Origin of the sequence: Delftia sp. 11MD (assembly GCF_050907895.1) — a bacterium.
Classification (GTDB): Bacteria; Pseudomonadota; Gammaproteobacteria; order Burkholderiales; family Burkholderiaceae_C; genus Comamonas; species Comamonas tsuruhatensis.
The window spans coordinates 3,962,567-3,982,893 of the sequence record NZ_CP194333.1; the positions used below are offsets into that span (position 1 = coordinate 3,962,567).

Below are 20,327 nucleotides of genomic sequence, written 5' to 3' on the forward strand. Positions count from 1 at the left end.
GCCATCGCGGCCCGTTTTTCATTGCAGCGGTGTTGTGCGGATCAGGCGGGTGCGCCCACCTGCTGCACCAGGCCCATGGCGAAGCGCCCATGGCCCACGGACCAGTCCGAGTAGTCGTTCTCATGCATGAAGATGAACACGTCGGCCGGCGCCACCCCCGCCCCTTCATGCAGATTGCGCGCAATGGCCGCATACAAGGCCTTCTTCATCGCATCGCTGCGCCCGCGCCGCATGGTGATCTCGACCACCACCACGGCATCCGAACGCGCCACCCCATTGAAACTGCGGCTGAACGCGAACTGGCCGGGAGCGTACGGATGCACCATGTTGAACAGTTCGTCCTCGGGCATGCCGATGCCCTCCACCAGGGCCCGGTGAATGCCCTGCACGACGGCATCGCGCTGGGAAGTGGAGGTGGACTGGGGCAGATAGGTGTGGACGAAGGGCATGGTGCTATGTGCTGTGGGATCGAATGGAGATGGAAAGTCCGGCCAGAATCCACGCAGGATTGCCGGCCGAAGCGGCAAATCTACCGACCGGCCCATGGCCTGAAAAGCGATGATTCGGCCGGTTCTATGTAACTGGAACTCACATAGCCTCCACCCGCCCCGTGACCCGACCCATGACCCGACCCATGACCCGCCGCCTGCCCCCGCTGGCCGCCCTGCGCGCCTTTGAAGCCGCCGCACGTCTGGGCCGCATGACGGCGGCGGCGGACGAGCTGTGCGTTTCGCCCGGCGCCGTCAGCCGCCAGGTCAGGCAGCTGGAGCAGCACCTGGGCCTGCCGCTGTTCGCAGGCACCAAGGCCCGCCCCACGCTCACCGCGGCAGCGCGCACCCTGCAGCCGGCGCTGACCCAGGCCTTCGAGCAGATCCATGAGGCGGTGCGCAGCCTGGGCGACGCCCACGAAGGCCCTCTGGACGTGGCCTGCTTCAGCACCTTCACCGTCAAATGGCTGATCCCCCGGCTGTTCGACTTTCACGCGCACCACCCCGGCATCGAGGTGCGCCTGCGCACCACCGACACCGGCACCGACGCTGCACGCGAAGGCTGCGACCTGCTCATCACGGCCATCACGCACGACAGCGGCGAGGCCCTTGCAGACAACGAGACGTCCCTGCCTCTTTTCGCCGAATACCTGGGCCCGGTGATGTCCCCGGCCATGGCAGGACGCCTCCAGCAGCCTGAAGACCTGGCCAGCCTCCCCTTGCTGCACACGCGCGGCCGGCGCAACGCCTGGGACCTGTGGGCCGCCTCCATGGACATGGCCCCGCCCGCAGCGGCCGGCCCCGTCTACGAGCACTACTACTTCACGCTGGAAGCCGCGCTGCGCGGCCTGGGCGCGGCCGTCGCCCCCTGGCACCTGGTGATGGACGACGTGCAGGCCGGCCGCCTGCTGGCGCCCTTCGGCTTCACTGCCTCCGGCTACCGCTACCTGGCGCTGCGCCGAAGCACTGCGGTGCAGACCCGGCTCGACATCTTCTGCAACTGGCTGCAGGCGCAGGCACGGGCCATGCCCGAAGCGCCAGCCGTCCAGGGCATATCGATCACGCATGCAGGAAACTTCGCGGCCACCCCAAAAAATCGATGCTAGAATCGCGGTCTTCGGAGAGGTGGATGAGCGGTTTAAGTCGCACGCCTGGAAAGCGTGTGTGGGCTAATCCCCACCGCGGGTTCGAATCCCGCCCTCTCCGCCAAAATGATCTAAGCCCTTGATTGATTCAATCAAGGGCTTTTTTCTTTGCGCAGCGTGACCACACGGCAGGCATCAGGTCATCGAGCTGGATGCACTGGGTGATGAAGGGCTCGAGGTTGATCTTGCCCTCCTCGACCAGCTTGATGGTTTCCTGGTGGTCGTTGCAGTAGGCAATGGTGCCGCGCACGTCCAGCTGCTTCATGACCACGCTGTGCACGTTCGAACGACACATCCACGCCCTTGCCGTCGGTGAGCTTCATCACCTCGGCCACCACGTCCACCTCGGAGGGGTCCAGGATGTGATCGGCCACGCCCGATTCACGCGCCTTTTGCTTGCGCTTGGCACTGAGCTCGGTGATGACGACGGTCAGGCCCTTGGCCTTGAGGATGGCCGACAGCAGCAGGCCGATGGGGCCGGCGCCGCCCACCAGTGCCACATCGCCGGCCTTCGCTCCGCTGCGGGTGTAGGCATGGTGGCCCACGGACAGCGGCTCGATCAGCGCGGCCTGGTCCAGTGGAATGGCATCGGAGATGGGATGCACCCAGCGGCGCTTGACGGCAATCCGCTCGGACAGCCCGCCACCACGCCCGAGAACTCATGCCCCATGGTGATGGATGCGGACTCGCCCGAGATGGGATGCGGGTGGCCGCAGGGCGGGATGAAGATCGGCCCTTCCATGAACTCATGCAGATCCGTGCCGCAGATGCCGCACCAGGCCACCTCGATGCCCACGGTGCCGGGCTCCACCACGGGTTCGGGGATGTCCTCGATGCGGATGTCGCCCCGGTCGTGGAAACGTGCTGCTTTCATGATTGAACTTTCTGTTTTGCAAGGCTGGGTTGGCGGGCGGCACAGCCGCCCCATGGCGACTATTCGGCCTTACCGCAGGTGATGAACTTGCTGCAGGTAACTGCGCAGCCATTCCCGAGGCACTGCTGGAGAGCGAGCTGTTCGGCTACCTGCCCGGCACCTGGACCGGCGGCGCCAGCAAGGGCCGCGAAGGGCTGATTGCTGCGGCACACGAGGGCACGCTGTTCCTTGACGAGATCGGCGACATGCCCCTGGCCCTGCAGGCCAAGCTGCTGCGGGTGCTGTCCGAATCCGAAATCACCCCGCTGGGCGCCCGCGCGCCACGGGCGGTGTCCGTTCGCGTCATCTCGGCCTCACACCGGCCGCTGGCCGAATTGGTGCGGCGCGGCAGCTTCCGCGAAGACCTGCTTTACCGCCTCAATGCCGCCGAGCTGCAACTGCCCGCCCTGCGCCAGCGCAGCGACCTGCAGGCCATTGCCGACCAGATGCTGGCCACGCTGGGCAGCCATCTGCACCTGGGCGACGCGGCCCGCGCGTTGCTGGCCGCGCACGCATGGCCCGGCAACCTGCGCGAGCTGCACAACGCGCTGCGCTACGCCGCAGCCCTGTGCGGGAACGATGGCGACGGCAGCATCGAGCCCGACCACCTGCCCGACGCGCTGCACAATGCCCCGCCCTGCACCGCCGCCCTGGCCAGCAACACCAGCGAGCCCGCCGCACAGGCGCTGGAGCAACTGCTTGCCCAATGCCAGGGCAACGTCTCAGAGGCCGCGCGCCAGCTCGGCGTCAGCCGCTCCACCATCCACCGCCGCATCCAGCAGCTGCAGCTGGGCGTGCGGCATGCCCAATGGCGCGGGCCATAGGGCCGAGCGGCAACCGGCAATCCCGAAGCATCGCTGACACGGTGTTACAGCAGCTGCGGCGTTCACCAGTAGATTGGCGCGTTTCGTCCATTGCAGCCCCAAAAAAGATGAAACCCAAGATCAACTTCATTGAACGCGAGCGCCTGTTCCGGCGGGAACTGAAACGGCGAAAGGTCAGGTTCCTGCCCATGCAGGTATTGCGCCGGCTGTTCGAGAAGGCAGGTGTCTGAGCCCTCCCCCCACGGCTGCAACAACTGGAGCAGGTCCGGCTGCGCATGCAGCCTCGTCAAACCCGCCGCATTCAGCGCTACACTGCCCGGCTCGCTGCCCATGGGCGAAGCAATGAATACGGCCGGGTGACTTGGCATGTATGGGCAGCTTTGGCTTTGGATTGCCCCAGAAAAACGGGAGAGTGGCTTGCCGATATACAGCTTGTCTTGTGCCAATTGCTCCGCTCCACTGGAGATTGGAAGTGATACGGAACGCTTCATCTGCGCGCATTGCGGAAGCGCCCAAATTCTTGAACGTCAAGGCGGGATCATTTCACTGAAAAAGGTGGAACACTCCCTTCACGCCATCCAACGGGGCACAGATCGCACAGCGGCAGAACTGGCCATTCCAAGGCTGACGCAAGAAAAGCAGCAGATTCTGGCGCTGCGTGCACAAGCGTTGGAAGCCCATCAAAAGAAGCGTGCACATGCACGTGGCCGAAGGTTGAAGCTGACCGGCATCAGCTTCCTCGTCCTGCTTCTTGCGGGTCCTACGGCGATAAACCAGATCAAGATGCCTGCCATCAACACTGCGCTCACGTTGGCGTGGATGCTTTCCTTGATCGTCATACCCGCTCTTGTTTTTCTAAAAACAAGGATGCCGCGAAGTACCCCCGCGCAAGTCATCAGTGATTACGACGCGCAATTGGCGTCGATTGAAGCCCACTTACAGGCCAATCGCGCCATTGTTTCCACCCTGCCATCTTGATGTGATGGCTTGTGAAAACTCTTCGCAGGCCATCTCCATGGGTGCTCACGCCCTCACCAACTGAAGCAGCAGCTGGCGTAGATCGTCCTGCGAATAGGGCTTGGCCAGCCGCGTCATTCCTGGTGGCAGTGCCGGTATGTCGGCAAAGCCGCTGGCCAGGATGAAGTTCAGGCCCGGGTATCGCGCTGCAATATGCCGGGCCAGCTCCACGCCGTTCATGCCGGGCATGGCGTAGTCGGAGATGACCACGTCGAAGCGCGCCTGCCGCGCAAGCAGGTCGATGGCCTCCTGCCCGGCGCCCAGGGTCGTGACGCGGTGGCCCAGGTCTTCCAGCAGGGCCGAGGCATTGGCCCTCACCAGCGGGTCGTCATCCACCAGCAGCACATCCAGGGGCCCCACGTCCTGCACGCTTTGCCCGCCCAGATGGCAGGCCGTGCTTTCGTCCTTGGAGACGGGCATCCACATCTCCACCGTGGTGCCGCTGCCCAGGGCGCTGTGCAGCACGAGCTTGCCGCCGGACTGGGCCACCAGCCCGTCCACCATGGCCAGGCCCAGGCCGGTGCCCTTGCCCACGCCCTTGGTGGTGAAGAAGGGCTCGACCACATGCGAGAGTGTCTGTTCGTCCATGCCCTCGCCGGTGTCCACCACGCGCACGCAGACATACGAGCCCGAGGCCAGGCCCGCAAGCTGGCGCGGCAGCGTGGTTTCCACGGCCGCCGTGATCTTGATGACGCCGCCGCCCGGCATGGCATCGCGCGCATTGGCAACCAGGCTGAGGATGCTGCTCTCGAACTGGCTGGGGTCGGTGGCGATGCGCGGCAGGTCTGAGGCCAGGGCCATCTTCAAAAAGATATGCGGGCCAGCCGTCTGCTGCAGCAGGCCTTGCATCCCGGTCAGCAGCACAGCGACGTCCACGGCCTGCGTCTTCAATTCCTGCTGCCGCGCAAAGGCCATCATGCGCTGGGTCAGCGAGGCACCGCGCTGTGCGCCGCGCGTGGCGATCTCCACCAGCGAACGCAGGCGATCGTCGGGCGGCATGCGCTTGCGCAGCAATTCCAGGCTGCTGAGCACGGCCATCAGCAGATTGTTGAAATCATGGGCCACCCCGCCCGTGAAGCGGCCGATGGCCTCCATCTTCAAGGCCTGGCGCAGCTGGGCCTCGGCAGCCTTGCGCTCCGTCACATCACGCGTGACCTTGGCAAAACCGATCAGCTGGCCCTCGTCGTAGATGGCATCGATCACGACCGATGCCCAAAAACGCGAGCCGTCCTTGCGCACGCGCAGGCCTTCGGCCTCCATGCGGCCGGTGCTGACGGCCGTGCGCAGTCCCGCCTGTGGCAGCCCCGCCTGCTGGTCCTCTGGTGTGTAAAAGCGCGAGAAATGGGTATGGAGGACCTCGTCCTCTTCATAGCCCTTGATGCGCTTGGCACCCAGGTTCCAGCTGACGATGCGGCCCTCGGGATCCAGCATGTAGATCGCACAGTCGGTCACGCTCTGCACCAGCAAGGCAAAGCTGCGCTCGGCGCTGGAAAGAGGGCTGGACCGGGAAGGCACGGCCAGAGCCTGCGATGCCCCGGACGGGGGTGCATCCGCCTCGCGCACACTCAGCAGCAGGGCCAGGCTGCCATCGCCGAGCCGTACGCGCGAGCTGCATGAGGCCACGGGCCGCTCGCGTCCCGTGCAGGTCAGCAAGGGCCAGCGGCTGGCCTGCCGTGCGGCGCCTGCGGGCTCGCACTGGCTGTTGAACCAGCCTGCGCGCCCGCTGCTGGCGACGAAGCGGTCCTCGAAAACACTGCCCTCCAGGGCATCGCCGGAATGCTCCAGCAGGCTCAACGCATGGCGGTTGCAGCGCGCCAGGCGTCCATCGAGTCCGACGACGAAGACTGCGTCCGGAAAGGCCTCCAAAGCAGCAAGGCCCGGATCAAGGGGGAGTTGTGCGTCGGAGCCTGCAGGGGCCGGCGCCAGACCAGTCGAGGTCAGCATGTGAACGACTCCGTAGGCAAATGGGTTGAACGAGCCGGAAAAATTGTAAGCACCACGGGTTCATCGCAAGCGGTTGCATCACAGGATCAGGGACGAGCCTCCTGCTCGTGCCCGGCAATTGCGGGCGAAGGCGCAGCCTGGAGGTCCGGCTCGGCATGCAAGGCCTCGCTGAGCTGGTCCACCACCAGCGCCCAGGTCGCATCGGCATGCCACTGCTGCGAGAACAGGGCACGTTGCGCGTCGGTCCAGAACGGTGCATCCACCAGCAGCGTGTCCTTTTCCAGCCGGTGCGAGAGGATGAACTGCTTGATGCCCTCCGGGCTGGAGTCCAGACCCAGCTGGTCGAAAAGATTGGTCATGGTGGGTTCGGCTGTGATCATGGGGGGTCCTTGTTGTGACGGGGTTGGCTCAAGGCTAGAAGCTCGGCCGGCGGCACCATGTCGGACACTGAAGCAAGCTGCCGTCGGCGGCCCTTCTGCGAGTGGGCCGCAGCGCCCGCGCCGTGCAAAGCCCTGCTCCTACACGGTTGCCTCGGCGGTCCGGCGCACCATGCAGCCATCTCATCACAGGACATTGCATTCCATGAAGAAACTGCTGCTTGCCACCGCCATTTCCTTCGCAGCTGCCGCTGCCCTGTCACCCGTCCATGCCCAGGTGGGCAAGGCCGCCTCCGAAGCCGCCGACGCTGCAGACCACAAGGTGAAGGAAAAGCAGGCCGACGCCAAGGCCAAGGACAGCGGGCCGGTCGGCAAGGCCGTGAACAACGTCAAGTCGGACTACCACAACAAGCGCTCCAAGCAGTCGGCAGAGAACGCCAAGGAATCGCTGAAGAAGGCGACCGAGTAGACGGCAACGCCCGGTTAGACCAAGGCCCACTCGCGTGGGCCTTTGTCTTTTGGAGAAGCCCGGCCATGCCGGGCGCAGCCTCAGAAGCTGTGCCGCAGCGCCAACATCACACTGCGCGGCGCACCGGGCAGGTTCAGGTCGGGGCTGGTGCCGTGGGCGGACACGATGCAGCAAGCAACTCAGGGCAGCGGCGCGCGCATTCCCGTCAGGCCCGGCATGACTTCCCGCATGGCCGCAATGAAGGCGCGCAGCCGCGCTGGCTGGTGGCGCGCGGGTGGGTAGACCAGATGCACGGGCAGCGGCGCCGCCTGCCAGTCGGGCGCCAGATGCACCAGGCGACCGGCCTCCAGATCCTCGCGCACGATCCAGGCCGAGGCAAGGGCCGCGCCCAGTCCGCCCAGGGCGGCGTTGCGCAGCGCATAAAGGCTGTCGGTGCTGAGCCGGGGCTCGAACTGCAGGCGCCAGGATTTGCAGACCCGCTCATCGCCCACGCGGTGCAACTCCAGCTCGCGCTGGTAGAAGGTGCGCAGCGCAATCCAGGGCAGGCCCTGCAGTTCGCGCGGGTGCTGGGGCACGCTGCCCTGCCCCAGCAAGGCAGGCGCGGCCACGGCAATGCGCGGCACCTCGGCCACGCGCAGCGCAATCACCGAAGGGTCGACCACGGTGCCGACCTGCACGGCGCAGTCGATGCCTTCGGCAATGAAGTCCGGCTGGCGGTCATGCAGCAGCCATTCGATCTTGACGGCCGGATGGCGGTCCAGAAACGCCAGCAGCGGCGCCATGAGCTGGTCCTGGCCAAAGGCGTGGGGCGCGACCACGCGCAGCAGGCCGCGCGGCGTGTCCTGGGCGCCGCGCAGGTCGGACTCCAGCGCGTGCCATGCCTCCAGCAGCTCGCGCGCATGCTCCAGGCAGCGCTGGCCGTCGTCGGTCAGCGCCATGGCGTGGGTGGAGCGCCGCAGCAGGCGCAGGCCCAGCGCGCGCTCCAGCGTCTGCAGGCGCCGGCTGACCGTGGGCTGGGTGGTGGACATCTGCTGCGCAGCGGCCGAAAGACTGCCGCTTTCGACGATGCGCACAAAGGTCTGCAACAGCTCGATGCGGTCAGTGCCAGAAGGCAGGGGAAGGTCGGCAAGGGTCATACGCCAAGCGTATATCGATTCTGCAGGCGCAGCCACTACCGTGGTGTGCTGCGCCGCACCACACTACGGCCATCGCTTTTCAACTGCGCCTGACAGGCGCCTCAACATGTCTTCTATTCAATCTACGCATATGCAAACCGCTGCGGGCGCGCAGGGCGCCGGCGTGCCGGCATCGCTGGTGCTGCTGATGGCGACCACGGCGGGCGTGGGCGTGGCCTCGCTCTACTACAGCCAGCCCATGCTGGGGGTGCTCGGCCCCGACCTGGGCGCAGGCGAACGCGCCGTGGGCTTTGTGCCCACGCTGACCCAGCTGGGCTATGCGCTGGGCATTTTGCTGCTGGCACCGCTGGGCGACCGCATGGACCGCCGGCGCATCATCCTGGCCAAGACCGCCGCGCTGATGCTGGCCCTGCTGGCCAGCGGACTGGCTCCGGGCCTGGCGCCGCTGCTGGCTGCCAGCCTGGCCGTGGGCCTGGCCGCCACCCTGGCGCAGGACGTGGTACCGGCCGCCGCCACGCTGGCGCCCGAGCACCAGCGCGGCAAGGTGGTGGGCACGGTGATGACGGGGCTGCTGCTGGGCATCTTGCTGTCGCGCGTGGTCAGCGGCCTGCTGGCCGAGCATGGGGGCTGGCGCAGCGTCTACCTGCTGGCCGCCGCTGCCATGGCACTGCTGGGGGTGGCACTGTGGCGCGGGCTGCCCAGTTTCAAACCCACCACGCAACTGGGCTATGGCGCGCTGCTGGGCTCCATGGTGCAGCTGTGGCGCAGCCAGCCTGCGCTGCGCCGCGCGGCACTGGCACAGGGCCTGCTGTCGGTGGCCTTCAGCGCGTTCTGGTCCACGCTGGCCGTGATGCTGCACCAGCAGTTCCACATGGGCAGCGCCGCTGCCGGCGCCCTGGGCCTGGCGGGTGCGGCCGGTGCGCTGGCCGCCCCGCTGGCAGGCCGGCTGGCCGACCGCAGCGGCCCGCAGCGCGTGACCTGCCTGGGTGCGGGCCTGGCCCTGGCATCGTTCGCCGTGCTGGCACTGTCGCCCTGGCTGCCGGCCGGCGCACAGCTGCCACTGCTGGTGGCCAGCGCCATCGGTTTCGACTTCGGCATCCAGGCCACGCTGGTGGCGCACCAGACCCTGGTGTATGGCCTGGAGCCTGCCGCGCGCAGCCGGCTCAATGCGCTGCTGTTCACGGGCGTGTTCATCGGCATGGCCTCGGGCTCCGCGCTGGGCGCTCTGGCCCTGGCGCAATGGGGCTGGGGCGGCGTGGTAGCCCTGGCCTGCGCGGCATCGGCGGCAGCGCTGGGCGTGCGGCTGGCCGGCCGCCAGCACTGAAGCTGGCAGGCCGGGCCGTTGGCGGGCCTGCCAGCCTATGTCCTGGCCTATGCCCCGGCCTGCAGACGCGCCGCGCGCTGCGCCAGCCGCTGCTGCTGCGAGGCACGCAGGGCAGCGATCTGCGCCAGGATCTGCTGCTGCTTTTCCATCAGGCGCTGCGTGTGCACGCCATGCGCATCCCCCGCCAGGCCCTGGGCGATGCAGGCCAGCGCGCGCGCCGGGTCGCCGCACTGCTGCCAGGTGTAGGCCAGGTTGAGCTGGGTGCGGGCATCGCGCGGGTCTATGCGCTCGGCCTGCAGGTAGGCGTCATGCGCGGCAGCAAACTGCTCCTGGCAGAACAGGCAGTCGCCCAGCACGTTCCACAGCCAGGTGCTGAGCCAGGGGTTGAGCTCCAGCGCGCTGCGCGCCAGCTCGATGCCTGCCGCAAAGTCCCGCAGCTGCAGGCCCACGAACTCCGCCACCTCGCCCAGCAGGCGCCAGTCGCGCGGGCTGCGGGTGATGGCCTGGCGGTAGCTTTCCAGCGCGGCGTCCTGCCGGCCCGACTCCAGGTGCGTGCGGGCCTCATGGGCCGGGGCCTCGAAGAACTGCTGCGCGTCGGCGCTGAAGCGGTTGAGAAAGGCGGCCGCCGTGCGCTCGCAGCCCTCGCCGATCAGCAGCCGCGCATGGATGGCCCTTTGCGCATCGCCCGAAGGCGCCAGCACCTGCCAGCCCTCGCGCCCGAACAATTGCGCCAGCAGCGGGAAGTTCAGGCCGATGGCGCTGGTGCGGCCAAAGCGCTGGGAGGCGCCCGACTGGGCCGCCGCCTCGGGCGTGCAGGCGCCGTAGTCGTTGATGAGCACCAGGCCCTTGGGCGCCAGCCGCTGCTGCAGCGTCTGCAGCGCGCCGAAGGCGCCGTGGTTGACCAGCAGGCGTGTCGCGTCCTGGCTGACGGACAGGGCGGCATCCACCCAGGGCGACAGTGCCGCGTCGCCGCAGTCGAAAAATCCCGTCTCCTGCTCGAACAGGCCCACCAGGGGCAGCAGGCGCGCGCGCTCGGCCGCATCCGCGTGATCCACCAGGGCGCGGATCTCATGCGGCGACAGCGCGGTGTACTGGCGCACGAGCTGGGCATCGTCCGTCAGGCGGGTGCGTATGCGCAGCTCCTGCACCGGCCCGCCATTCTGGCGCCGCACGACGGTGGCGGGCAGCACATCCAGCACGTAGTTGCAGAACACGGCATGCAGCGGCGGCAGCGGCACCGTGCTGCCGTCGTGCAGCCGAACGGCCTCGGGGTGCATGGCGTCGCAGCAGCCTGCCACGACCTGGCCGCCAAACTCGGCAAACAGGCCGCGCTCGTGCCACTGCGCAACGGTGCGCGGCGAGCCGTCTGTCACGTAGCAGACCAGCCGCTGGTCGAAATCACGCCCTTCCTGCTGGCACAGGTGCCGGAAGGCCTGCAGGAACATGCGCGCGAACAGGCCGCAGCCCGCGCCCAGCTCCAGCACGGCAATCGTGCCCTGCGGCGCCGTGTCCGCGCAGTGATGGAACAGCAGGGCCGCCGCATCTTCGGAGAGACGGCCGCTGTTGTTGACCACGTAGGGCACCTCGTTCTCGGCAAAGGTCAACAGGCCCGCCTGCGCCCAATGCAGATGGCCCAGCTCCCACTCGATGCTTTCGGTGATGGGCCGAAAGTCCTGCAGCAGTTGCGAGGCGACGCGCACACCGGACAGCACGTCCTGCGGCGCACGGACCGCAGCGGGCGGCCCGGTGGGCGCACCGGCAGAGGCGGAAAGCGACAGGGAAATGGGCATGGACATGGGCAAGGGCACGCGCAGCGCGGCCTCGCCCTTCGAATAGTCGGTTCTCAAGATGCTTTCTCCGGGAGATGCACGGCAGTGGCGCCTGCTCGCGCGGCAGGCGGCAGACGTCCGGCCGGGCTCAGGGCACGGGTGCCCACTTGGACCAGTTCAGGTCGGCCTGCTCGAAATCGGCCTTGAGCATGCGGCGCATGGCGGCCACCTCGTCCTGGGTGATCTGCGTTTCCTTCACCTGCTTGCCCGTGGCCAGGGTGCGGGCCTTGGCCAGATCGGCCTTGGTCACGGAGGCCGTTCCGGCCCAGATGGACTTGGCCGAACCCACGGTGACCCAGTGCTTGCCCTGGGACTGCAGGTCGGCCTGGTAGGCGGATTTCCAGCGCATGTTGTTCTGCGAAACGGCATTGAGCAGCTTGGCCAGCGAGCGCTGGTTGCTCACGCCTTCCTGGGCGAAGGCCTGCAGGTGCACGCGCTCGAACTTCAGCGGCAGCAGGCCCTGCTTGGCGGCCAGGCGGTCGCGCTCATCCCACCAGCGCGCGGCATCGGCCGCTTTGGCGGTATGCAGCTGGTTGAGCCAGTCGGCATCGGTGACGATGCTGCCGTCGCCCTTGACCCACTGGAAGCGCTTGAAGCCGATGTCGGCCGCCCGGCCGAAGTTGTGGTTGCTCTCGCCGGGGCCGGCCTTGGTCTGGGTCTCTGCCGCCTGCTGGGCAAAGGTGCGGCGGCGGCCGGTGGGCGTGATCCACAGCGCGATCTTGTGCGTGTCGTACATCTGCTGCACCAGGCTGGCCAGCTTGGCGCGGAAGGTGGGCTCGTACTCCGCATCGTTGGCAATGGCGGCCTTGCTGGTGGCCGCATCCTGGGCCTTGGCCTCGATATACACCGTCTTGGAGTTGTTCGCGGAGCGCATGTTCTGGTGCGATGCAGGCAGCATGGCGCTGAGCTTGGCCACCGTGGCGCCACCGGCTGCCGCCAGGCCCAGTGCCTCCTTGGCGCCACCGGCCTGCGGCTGGCCGGGCGCGGCCTTGGCCGCCGCCAGCTTGTGGTCGTTCTGGAAACGCTCCAGCGCGGCGCGCGTCTGGGCGCCGTAGCTGCCGTCGTAGTCCACGCCCAGATAGGGTGCATTCTTGGCGTCCTTCACCACGCGCAGCATGGCCTGCAGCAGGGCCACGTCATGGACCTGGTTGCTGCCGCCCTCGCCTACGCTGTCCTTGATGTCTGGCATGTGTCTTCCCTCTTTGCGGTTGTCGGTGTCACGCGCTGCACGGGCTCAGCGGGCGGGATCGGTCTTGCGGTCAGGTTTCCGGCCGGGCGCCTGTTCCGCCTTCGGCAGCAGATGCGCCAAAGGCACCGTGCGCGGCTGCAGCCTGGCCGAGCAGGCACGCAGCCGCAGCGATTCGGCATGCGCCTGTGCCATATCCGCGGCCACCTGCACCAGGGCGTGATGCGGCGCAGCTCCTGCGGGGCGTGTGAGCACCACGGCATAGCCTCCCAGGCAGTCGGCCTGCTGCGCGCGCGCTGCACGCGCGGCGGCCACGCCGGCATAGCGCGCAGCCACCACGGCCTGCACGGCAGCCGGCGGCGCCGATGCCTGTTCGGCAAACGCCTGCCGGCCTGCGTTCCAGCGCAGGCTGCGGGTCTCGATCTGGTCGGGGGCGTCGTCCTGCGGTGAGTCATAGCGCACCAGCAGCACCGGGATCCGGCCCGTGGGCGCCAGCACCCAGCTTTGGTAGCTGCCTGGAGGCTCTTCGTACTGCCAGGCCAGATGCGGTCCCTGGGCCGTGGCGACATAGAGCGCATGGCGGCGCTTGGGATGGTCGAAGCCGCCCATCTGCGTGACCAGCAAGGCGCGCGCCCCGCCTTGCACGCCGGGCAGGCGCAAGGTCCGCGCCGCGGCGGTGACCGTGCCTTCTTCCTCGCCGGTCGTCCAGACGCGCGTGCGCTGCGCGGCCTCGGACAAGGGATCGCCCACGCCGTACAGCGGATCGGATGGCGCCAGCTGGGCCTGCCCTCTTGAAGCAGGCCAGGCCAGCGCCGCTGGCTTGCCTTGCTCCATACCGGCACGCACCAGCCTCAGTTCGAAGGGACAGGCCGACGCCGTGCAGGCAGGCAGGGACAACTCATAGGCAGGCGCCCCCTTGGCCGTGCCGGACGGCAGGCTTTCCAGCACCTGCCGCTGCAGCCCGGCAGCGAACGCCGTCGTACCCAGCAGCGCCACAAGCCCGAAGGCCAGTGCGGGCAATACCGGCGTCTGGCGAAATGAAGAATCGGCGTGCATTGAGTGGGAAGCCATGGTGATAGCGAGTTCCTATGATTTGCCAGACGGAAATCCGTTACTGCTGCATTTCATCGGCGCAGGCATTTTCCACAAGCTCCCATTCGATGTCTGTTGCAAAATGCATCCAACGCCGCATGAAGGTAATTCGTCCCCTGCATTGCCTGCCGGACCCCGTGCAAATACCAATTCATTGGCGGTGTTTTTTTCAAGAAACATCAACAATATCAATAGCTTGCACCAACGCAGATGGGCAATGAAAATACCATCTTGTACACATGAAAAATGTCGCCACAGATGGACGCGCCGCACCGGAGATTCACACCGCATTCCGGCACCTTCCATTTACACGAACTCCATTACATTTTCCACCCTGAAAATCAGTAAATGACCACCAGGCGCATGCATTGAACCCATCGCAAATCCGTCCCATGTCACGGTATTGCCTGCCGTCACTACCCGCCTGTCCGCGCCCGGACAGGCAACACCCGGCATTGCCACGGTTGCACTGCAGGCCCTGAGTGAGGCAACCATCGCCGCACGGGCCAGCGCAGCCGGCACCAGTTTCTTACCGTGGACGCCCGAAATCACTGCTACAATTGAGGGCTTCGGAGAGGTGGATGAGCGGTTTAAGTCGCACGCCTGGAAAGCGTGTGTGGGCTAATCCCCACCGCGGGTTCGAATCCCGCCCTCTCCGCCATACACCCAGCAAAACGGGCCCCTACACGGGGCCCGTTTTCGTTTCCGGGCCTGCATTCGGCCCGGGTCCTGCCCCGCGCAGCCTCGCGCCGCATCCACCCGGCAGGCCGTCAGCGCATCAGGGAAAGTCACAGGCTGCACCTGCCCCTCAAGCCTTGCGCAGACCCCTGCCTGGGCATGCAATACGCAGGTGTCCGACAGGCACAGCCTTGTTTCAGTGATGTACTAGCTGCAACAAAGCACCCAGGCGCGCAGCTTTGTGCAACCGCAGCGCGGCGCGAACAAGCATTCAGGCCCAGCCGCAAGAGGCTTGCAGGGTGAGAGATCCGACGGAGGTTCCAAATGGAAAGCAATGTCACAAAATCCCTTCAAGTCCTCTTAATTTCCGTCAATTTCACTCAATTGACGATAGTTTTCAATCAGAGACGCCAAGCCGATCGAAAAAGCCAAAAACCCGACGTATATTCCACACCGCCTTGCAGCCTGCCCGGCCCGCCCTCGGGCTGAGACGGCCCCCGCTCTCCCGGCGCGGAGCACCAGAACAAAGCAGGAGCGAAGAGCACAAGAAGACGCAAAGGGGTTGGCATGAAAATTCTTTCGTTTTTCGGGACCCGTCCCGAGGCCATCAAGATGGCGCCGCTGGTGACGGCCCTGTCGCAGACGCGCGGCATCGAAAGCGTGGTGTGCGTGACGGGTCAGCATCGCCAGATGCTGGACCAGGTGATGGAGCTGTTCGGCCTGCAGGCCCGGCACGACCTGGCCGTCATGCAACCCAGCCAGACACTCAACGGCCTGTTCTCCCGCGTGGTGGCGGGCGCCGACGGCGTGCTGGAGCAGGAAAAGCCCGACTACGTGCTCGTGCACGGCGACACCAGCACGGCCACGGCCTGTGCGCTGGCAGCATTTCACCGGCGCATTCCCGTGGGCCATGTGGAAGCCGGCCTGCGCACGGGGGATCTGGCCCAGCCCTTTCCCGAGGAAATGAACCGCCGCGTGGTCGATGTGGTCAGCCAGTGGATGTTCGCGCCCACGCCCACGTCGCGTGCCAACCTGCTGCGCGAGAACCTGCAGGGCCGCATCGCCGTGACCGGCAATACCGTCATCGATGCGCTGGCCACGCTGTGCGACCGGCTCGATGCCCGGCCCGAGCTCGCCCGCGACATTGCCGGGCGCCATCCCTGGGTGGACGCGCAGCGCCCGCTGCTGCTGGTCACGGGCCACCGGCGCGAGAACTTCGGCGAAGGCTTCCAGAACATCTGCGCCGCGCTGGCCGAGCTGGCGCGGCGCCATCCGGACCTGCTCATCGTCTACCCGGTGCACTTCAATCCTGCCGTGCGCGAGGTGGTCATGCGTACGCTGGGCGGCATGGACAACATCCGCCTCATCGATCCGCTGGACTATGTGGACTTCGTCTGGTTCATGCAGCGGGCCCGCATCATCCTGACCGATTCCGGCGGAGTGCAGGAGGAAGCACCCTACCTGGGCAAGCCCGTGCTGGTGATGCGCGATGTGACCGAGCGGCCCGAGGCCGTATCGGCCGGCACCGTGCTGCTGGTGGGCACGCAGCGCGCGCGCATCGTGGCCGAGGTGAACCGCCTGCTGACCGATGAAGGCCACCGCGCCTCGTTCGCGCGCCGCATCAATCCCTATGGCGACGGACGGGCCTCGCAGCGCATCGTACGGGCCTTGCTGGGACAGCCCTTCGAGGAGTTTGCCGCCGGACCGGCAGGCATCCTCGCCACCATGGGCAAGGGCCTGGCGCCGGCCTGAAGGCCGCCAGTCCCAACGCAACGGCAGCCGCCCTGCAGCAACTGAACGTGTCACGAATCGCGTCACGAACCGAGCACCGAAGTGAAAAAGAGGCCCCCCATGCAACCGACCATCCACCGCCATTCGTTTTCCCGCACCGGGGCCCGCTGGGCGCTGGGTTCGCTGCTGGGCCTGGGCGCCCTGTTCGCCCAGACGGCATCCGCCTCGGCGCTGGGTGACGCCATACGGCAGCTGGGCGCCAGCGACGGGCTGCAGCGCAGCGTCACGCTCAAGGAGCTGGGCATTGTCGACCCGGTCGTGCTGGCCGGCACGGCCACCCAGGACTTCTACCTGCCCGTGCCGCGCGGCCTGCCTCTGGGCGATGCCAGCATCGCCTTCGATGGCCGCTACCTGAAGGGAGAGCCGGGGACCTCGACCGTGGTGATCTCGCTCAACGGTACGCCGGCCGTATCCCAGACCGTGCCGGACGGCGAAGGCACGCTGCAGCGCAACCTGCCCGTGGCCCAGCCTGCGCGCGCCAGCGACTTCGTGCGCCTGGGCGTGAACTGGCGCAACCGCAACAACAGCCAGCAGCGCTGCGACGAAAACCACTCCCTCGCCAACTCGCTGACCATCTCGCCGCAGACACGCCTGAGCTACCGCGTGGACCCGCGCGATGTGCGCACCATCGAGGATGTCTGGAACACCCTGCCCGTGCGCACCACCGTGCTGGTGTCGGGCAGGCAGCTGGAGCAGGCCTCGTTCGACAGCGCCTGGCGCATCGGCGCCAGCCTGCAGCGCAACAACAGGCGCATGCAGGTACGGGCCCTTCCTGCCGTGGGCGAGGTGATCGACCTGCGCGGCCTGGAGGTTCCCGCCGCCCTGGCCGGCGTGCCAGCCTTTGCCGCGCTGCGGGGCGCCGAGCCCCAGCACAAGCTGGCCAGTGACGCCGAGCTGGGCGCGCTGATCATGCTGGGCTCAGCCCAGGTCAGCGGCGACATCGTGGTGGCCGACAAGGCACTGCAGCAGCGTTTGACCGCCGCCTTCGCGGCCCTGCAGACCCAGCTGGCGGCCGACCCCGATGCGGGCCAGGCGCTGCAGCAATGGCGTGCCCGCCGCGCGCCGCTGGCCAGCGAGGCGCTGGCCTCGCAGCAACTGCGAGCCTTGCCCATGGGCCGCCAGATGGTGCTGGCCGTGGCCTCCGATGCGGGTGCGCGCGTGGCCGGCCTGCAGGAGGCCGCCCTGCAGCGCCTGCTGGTCAGCGACAACGTGACGGTGGCTGCGGCCCAGCCCCCGCAATGGGACGAGGCCAAGGGCATACGCCTGTCCAGCCTGGGCGGCAGCCCCGACAGCTTCGACGTGCTGTCGCGCGGCGAGTGGACGATGAACTTCCCGCTGAGCGCCGTCGCCTCGCAGGGCCGGATGCCGGGCGAGATCACGCTGTACGTGGCCGCAGCCCCCGGCGCCTCGGCCACGCGCCCCGTGGCCACGCTGTTCTGGAACGGCATGCTGCTGTCGGCCCGCCAGCTGGACGCCAACGGCCAGCCCGAGCGCCTGCGCGCCCGCGTGCCCGGCTACGCGCTGGGCATCAACAACACCTTGCGCGTGTCGGTGCAGCGCCAGCCCTACTCGGCCGACTGCAACGAGATTCCCCAGCCCTATCCCGCCAGCGTGCTGCCGGCCATCAGCTATGTGACGCCCGGCAAGGCCGAGCCCAACGGCAGCTTCATCGGCCTGCTGCCCCTGCTGGGCGCCAGGTCGCAGCTGCTGGTGCCTGCCAGCTACCTGTCGGCCGCGCCGGCGGCGCTGGAGCGCATGGCCAACCTGGCAGCCGCCAGCGGCCTGTCGGCCTCGCAGGCCGAGCTGGTCGTGGCCCAGGCCGATGCACCCGCCAAGCCTTCCATGCCCTTCGTGGCCATGGAGGTGCCGGTGGAGGGCGCCAAGCCCCTGGTGACGGTCACGGACGGTCAGCAGCTGCGCATTCGCGGCAAGTCGCTGGACTGGCTGGACATCAAGGGGCTGAAACAGCTGTCCTCGGCCGAAGTCGTCACTGCCGGCGGCCAGCAGGGCGTGCTGTGGCGTGCCATCGGCGAGTGGACTGGCGGCCTGGGCGAGCCCTTCCTGCTCAATCGCGGCAACATTGCCGTGATCGGCGGTGACGGCCCTCTGGCCTGGGTCGACAGCAGCAACCCCGATGCCGGCATTCCGTCCGGTCCGCGCGAAGGCGCCTTCCACGAATGGCGCAACTTCCTGTCCTGGAGCGTGCCCGGCATCGCCATTGCGCTGGTCGTGGTGGTGCTGCTGGTGCTGCTGGCCTGGGCGGTGGCCCGCAGCAAGCAGCCCAGGCACTGAGCCGGGCCCGAGCCACGATGACGACGGCATGAGGCGATCACCATGATCTCTTCCCTCTACTGGCCCTACCTGGTGGCCGACTACTACCACGCGCTGGAGATCACCAGCGCCGTGGTGGCCGTCATCATCCTGCTGTCCAGCATCGATGACCTGTTCATCGATGCCTGGTACTGGGTGCGCGAGGCCTGGCGCGCGCTGACCGTCAAGCGCCGCTACCAGCCGCTCAAGGCACAGCAGTTGCAGGAGGTCGAGGAAAAGCCGCTGGCCATCATGGTGCCGGCCTGGCTGGAGTACGACGTGATCGCGCCCATGCTCGAGAGCATGGTGGGCACGCTGGACTACAAGAACTACATGATCTTCGTGGGCACCTACCGCAACGACGAGCGCACCAAGAACGAGGTGGAGCGCATGCGCCGGCGCTACCGCCAGCTGGTCCGCGTGGAGGTGCCGCATGACGGCCCCACCTGCAAGGCCGACTGCCTCAACTGGATCGTGCAGGCCATCTTCCAGCAGAACACGCTGCAGCCCGAGCCCTTTGCCGGCCTGATCCTGCACGACAGCGAAGACGTGCTGCACCCGCTGGAACTCAAGTACTACAACTACCTGCTGCCGCGCATGGACTTCATCCAGCTGCCCGTGACCTCGCTGGAGCGCGAGTGGTACGAACTGGTGGCCGGCACCTACATGGACGAATTCGCCGAATGGCACACCAAGGACCTGGTGGTGCGCGAGAGCATGTCGCACATGGTGCCCTCGGCCGGCGTGGGCACCTGCTTTTCGCGCAAGGCGATGGAGGAACTGGCCGCCGAGACCCACAACCAGCCCTTCAACACCGACACGCTGACCGAGGACTACGACATCGGCGCGCGGCTGGCGCGCCGGGGCATGAAGCAGATCTTCGGCAAATTCCCCGTGGACTACGTGATACGGCGCAAGCCGCTGTTCGGCCTGGGCAAGGAAAAGGTGTCCACCCTCACCATGCCGCTGGGCATACGCGAGTTCTTTCCCAACACCTTCAAGACCGCCTACCGGCAAAAGGCGCGCTGGACGCTGGGCATCGGCCTGCAGGGCTGGAGCCAGGTCGGCTGGGCCGGGCCGCTGTCCACCAAGTACCTGCTGTTCCGCGACCGCAAGGGGCTGGTGACCTCCTTCGTGGCCATCCTGGCCTATCTGCTGCTGCTGAACTTCCTGGTCTTCCTGCTGGCCGACCACATGGGCTGGTGGACGGTCTACTACCCCTCCCTGTTCGCCCCCAATGGCTGGCTGGTGACGCTGATGAGCGTCAACGTCGTCGCCCTGCTGCTGCGCGTGGTGCAGCGCGCCTGGTTCGTCTCGCGCCTGTACGGCTGGGAGCACGCCTTGCTGTCCGTCCCGCGCATGGTGATCGGCAACTTCATCAATGCCATGGCAGCGGCGCGCGCCTGGAAGCTGTTCATCGTCCACCTGGTCACGGGCAAGCGCCTGGCCTGGGACAAGACCATGCACGACTTCCCCTCCACAGACCAGTTGGTGCACCAGCGCCAGCGCCTGGGCGAGCTGCTGCTGTCCTGGCAGGCCATCGACGAAACCCGGCTGGCCAGCGCGCTGGAGATCCAGCGGCGCGAACGCCGCCCGCTGGGCGCCATCCTCATGGAGCAAGGCTGGCTCGACGAGGCCACGCTGCGCGAGGCCATCAGCTTCCAGCAGGGGGAGCCCACCGATCCCCCGGCACATCCCGGCTTGGCCGCAACAGGCAATCCAAGCACACCAAGGGCCGGCATATGAAGCGTCTCGCACCCCTCGTTCGCCCACTCCCCTGGCCGCCCTGCTGGGCGCCGGCTGG

At 67.3% G+C, this 20,327-nt stretch carries 17 protein-coding genes, 2 tRNA genes and 1 pseudogene; 10 read left to right on the forward strand and 10 right to left on the reverse strand.

What is annotated here, in order from left to right; genetic code table 11:
- Positions 1-41: 41 nt before the first annotated feature.
- Complete coding sequence (locus tag ACRSCF_RS17900) at positions 42-449, reverse strand: tautomerase family protein (RefSeq protein WP_016448908.1); 408 nt, start codon at positions 447-449, stop codon at positions 42-44.
- A 185-nt stretch (positions 450-634) separates the two neighbouring features.
- Here ACRSCF_RS17900 and ACRSCF_RS17905 point away from each other — a divergent pair, with 185 nt between their 5' ends.
- Positions 635-1,594 carry a LysR substrate-binding domain-containing protein gene (locus ACRSCF_RS17905; RefSeq protein WP_017403991.1) on the forward strand — a complete coding sequence of 320 codons (960 nt, stop codon included), beginning with the start codon at positions 635-637 and terminating at the stop codon, positions 1,592-1,594.
- Positions 1,595-1,607: 13 nt separating this feature from the next.
- A tRNA-Ser gene (locus ACRSCF_RS17910) sits at positions 1,608-1,697 on the forward strand.
- A gap of 76 nt (positions 1,698-1,773) precedes the next feature.
- Here the strand turns inward: ACRSCF_RS17910 and ACRSCF_RS17915 are convergent.
- The gene (locus ACRSCF_RS17915; RefSeq protein ID WP_244386308.1) at positions 1,774-2,238 is read right to left on the reverse strand and encodes a zinc-binding dehydrogenase; all 465 of its coding nucleotides are present in this window, start codon (positions 2,236-2,238) and stop codon (positions 1,774-1,776) included.
- Positions 2,193-2,507: an alcohol dehydrogenase catalytic domain-containing protein gene (locus tag ACRSCF_RS17920; RefSeq protein WP_227472546.1), complete on the reverse strand. Its 315-nt coding sequence runs from the start codon at positions 2,505-2,507 to the stop codon at positions 2,193-2,195. Before ACRSCF_RS17920 ends, ACRSCF_RS17915 begins: the two co-directional genes overlap by 46 nt.
- A 92-nt stretch (positions 2,508-2,599) precedes the next feature.
- Between ACRSCF_RS17920 and ACRSCF_RS17925 the strand changes: the two are divergent.
- Positions 2,600-3,370: pseudogene (locus ACRSCF_RS17925) on the forward strand (sigma 54-interacting transcriptional regulator); the annotation flags it as partial.
- Between the two features lie 62 nt (positions 3,371-3,432).
- Here ACRSCF_RS17925 and ACRSCF_RS17930 read toward each other — a convergent pair.
- On the reverse strand, positions 3,433-3,861 hold the full coding sequence (locus ACRSCF_RS17930; protein ID WP_223275261.1) for a hypothetical protein: 429 nt from the start codon (positions 3,859-3,861) through the stop codon (positions 3,433-3,435).
- 64 nt (positions 3,862-3,925) lie between these two features.
- On the opposite strand from ACRSCF_RS17930, the gene ACRSCF_RS17935 reads away from it, so the two are divergent.
- Complete coding sequence (locus ACRSCF_RS17935) at positions 3,926-4,348, forward strand: hypothetical protein (RefSeq protein ID WP_239009420.1); 423 nt, start codon at positions 3,926-3,928, stop codon at positions 4,346-4,348.
- A gap of 45 nt (positions 4,349-4,393) precedes the next feature.
- On the opposite strand, the gene ACRSCF_RS17940 is transcribed toward ACRSCF_RS17935, so the two are convergent.
- Positions 4,394-6,331: a hybrid sensor histidine kinase/response regulator gene (locus ACRSCF_RS17940; RefSeq protein WP_034369316.1), complete on the reverse strand. Its 1,938-nt coding sequence runs from the start codon at positions 6,329-6,331 to the stop codon at positions 4,394-4,396.
- Between the two features lie 86 nt (positions 6,332-6,417).
- A complete protein-coding gene (locus tag ACRSCF_RS17945) occupies positions 6,418-6,711 on the reverse strand; it encodes a DUF2789 domain-containing protein (RefSeq protein ID WP_016452404.1) in 294 nt (97 codons plus the stop codon).
- Positions 6,712-6,913: 202 nt separating this feature from the next.
- Here ACRSCF_RS17945 and ACRSCF_RS17950 point away from each other — a divergent pair, with 202 nt between their 5' ends.
- A complete protein-coding gene (locus tag ACRSCF_RS17950; RefSeq protein ID WP_016452405.1) occupies positions 6,914-7,177 on the forward strand; it encodes a hypothetical protein in 264 nt (87 codons plus the stop codon).
- A gap of 179 nt (positions 7,178-7,356) precedes the next feature.
- Here ACRSCF_RS17950 and ACRSCF_RS17955 read toward each other — a convergent pair whose 3' ends face one another.
- Positions 7,357-8,313: a LysR family transcriptional regulator gene (locus ACRSCF_RS17955; protein ID WP_126311992.1), complete on the reverse strand. Its 957-nt coding sequence runs from the start codon at positions 8,311-8,313 to the stop codon at positions 7,357-7,359.
- A 106-nt stretch (positions 8,314-8,419) separates the two neighbouring features.
- Between ACRSCF_RS17955 and ACRSCF_RS17960 the strand changes: the two genes are divergently transcribed.
- On the forward strand, positions 8,420-9,637 hold the full coding sequence (locus ACRSCF_RS17960) for an MFS transporter (protein ID WP_126311993.1): 1,218 nt from the start codon (positions 8,420-8,422) through the stop codon (positions 9,635-9,637).
- 47 nt (positions 9,638-9,684) lie between these two features.
- Here ACRSCF_RS17960 and ACRSCF_RS17965 read toward each other — a convergent pair whose 3' ends face one another.
- From ACRSCF_RS17965 to ACRSCF_RS17975, 3 genes are all read right to left on the reverse strand, one after another.
- Entirely contained in the window at positions 9,685-11,484 is a 1,800-nt protein-coding gene (locus ACRSCF_RS17965) for an SAM-dependent methyltransferase (RefSeq protein ID WP_154834661.1), read from the reverse strand.
- A gap of 70 nt (positions 11,485-11,554) precedes the next feature.
- Positions 11,555-12,655: a peptidoglycan-binding protein gene (locus tag ACRSCF_RS17970; protein WP_034364978.1), complete on the reverse strand. Its 1,101-nt coding sequence runs from the start codon at positions 12,653-12,655 to the stop codon at positions 11,555-11,557.
- A 45-nt stretch (positions 12,656-12,700) separates the two neighbouring features.
- A complete protein-coding gene (locus ACRSCF_RS17975) occupies positions 12,701-13,723 on the reverse strand; it encodes a hypothetical protein (protein WP_227472547.1) in 1,023 nt (340 codons plus the stop codon).
- Positions 13,724-14,315: 592 nt separating this feature from the next.
- Between ACRSCF_RS17975 and ACRSCF_RS17980 the strand changes: the two genes are divergently transcribed.
- From ACRSCF_RS17980 to ACRSCF_RS17995, 4 genes are all read left to right on the forward strand, one after another.
- A tRNA-Ser gene (locus ACRSCF_RS17980) sits at positions 14,316-14,405 on the forward strand.
- A 584-nt stretch (positions 14,406-14,989) separates the two neighbouring features.
- Positions 14,990-16,174, forward strand: a complete 1,185-nt coding sequence (wecB, locus tag ACRSCF_RS17985) for a non-hydrolyzing UDP-N-acetylglucosamine 2-epimerase (protein ID WP_016452411.1) — start codon at positions 14,990-14,992, stop codon at positions 16,172-16,174.
- Between the two features lie 99 nt (positions 16,175-16,273).
- Positions 16,274-18,505, forward strand: a complete 2,232-nt coding sequence (locus ACRSCF_RS17990; RefSeq protein WP_244386310.1) for a cellulose biosynthesis cyclic di-GMP-binding regulatory protein BcsB — start codon at positions 16,274-16,276, stop codon at positions 18,503-18,505.
- Positions 18,506-18,547: 42 nt separating this feature from the next.
- Positions 18,548-20,269 (forward strand): glycosyl transferase family protein, encoded by a 1,722-nt coding sequence (locus tag ACRSCF_RS17995; RefSeq protein ID WP_074924255.1) that lies wholly within the window; start codon positions 18,548-18,550, stop codon positions 20,267-20,269.
- The last annotated feature ends 58 nt before the right edge of the window (positions 20,270-20,327 follow it).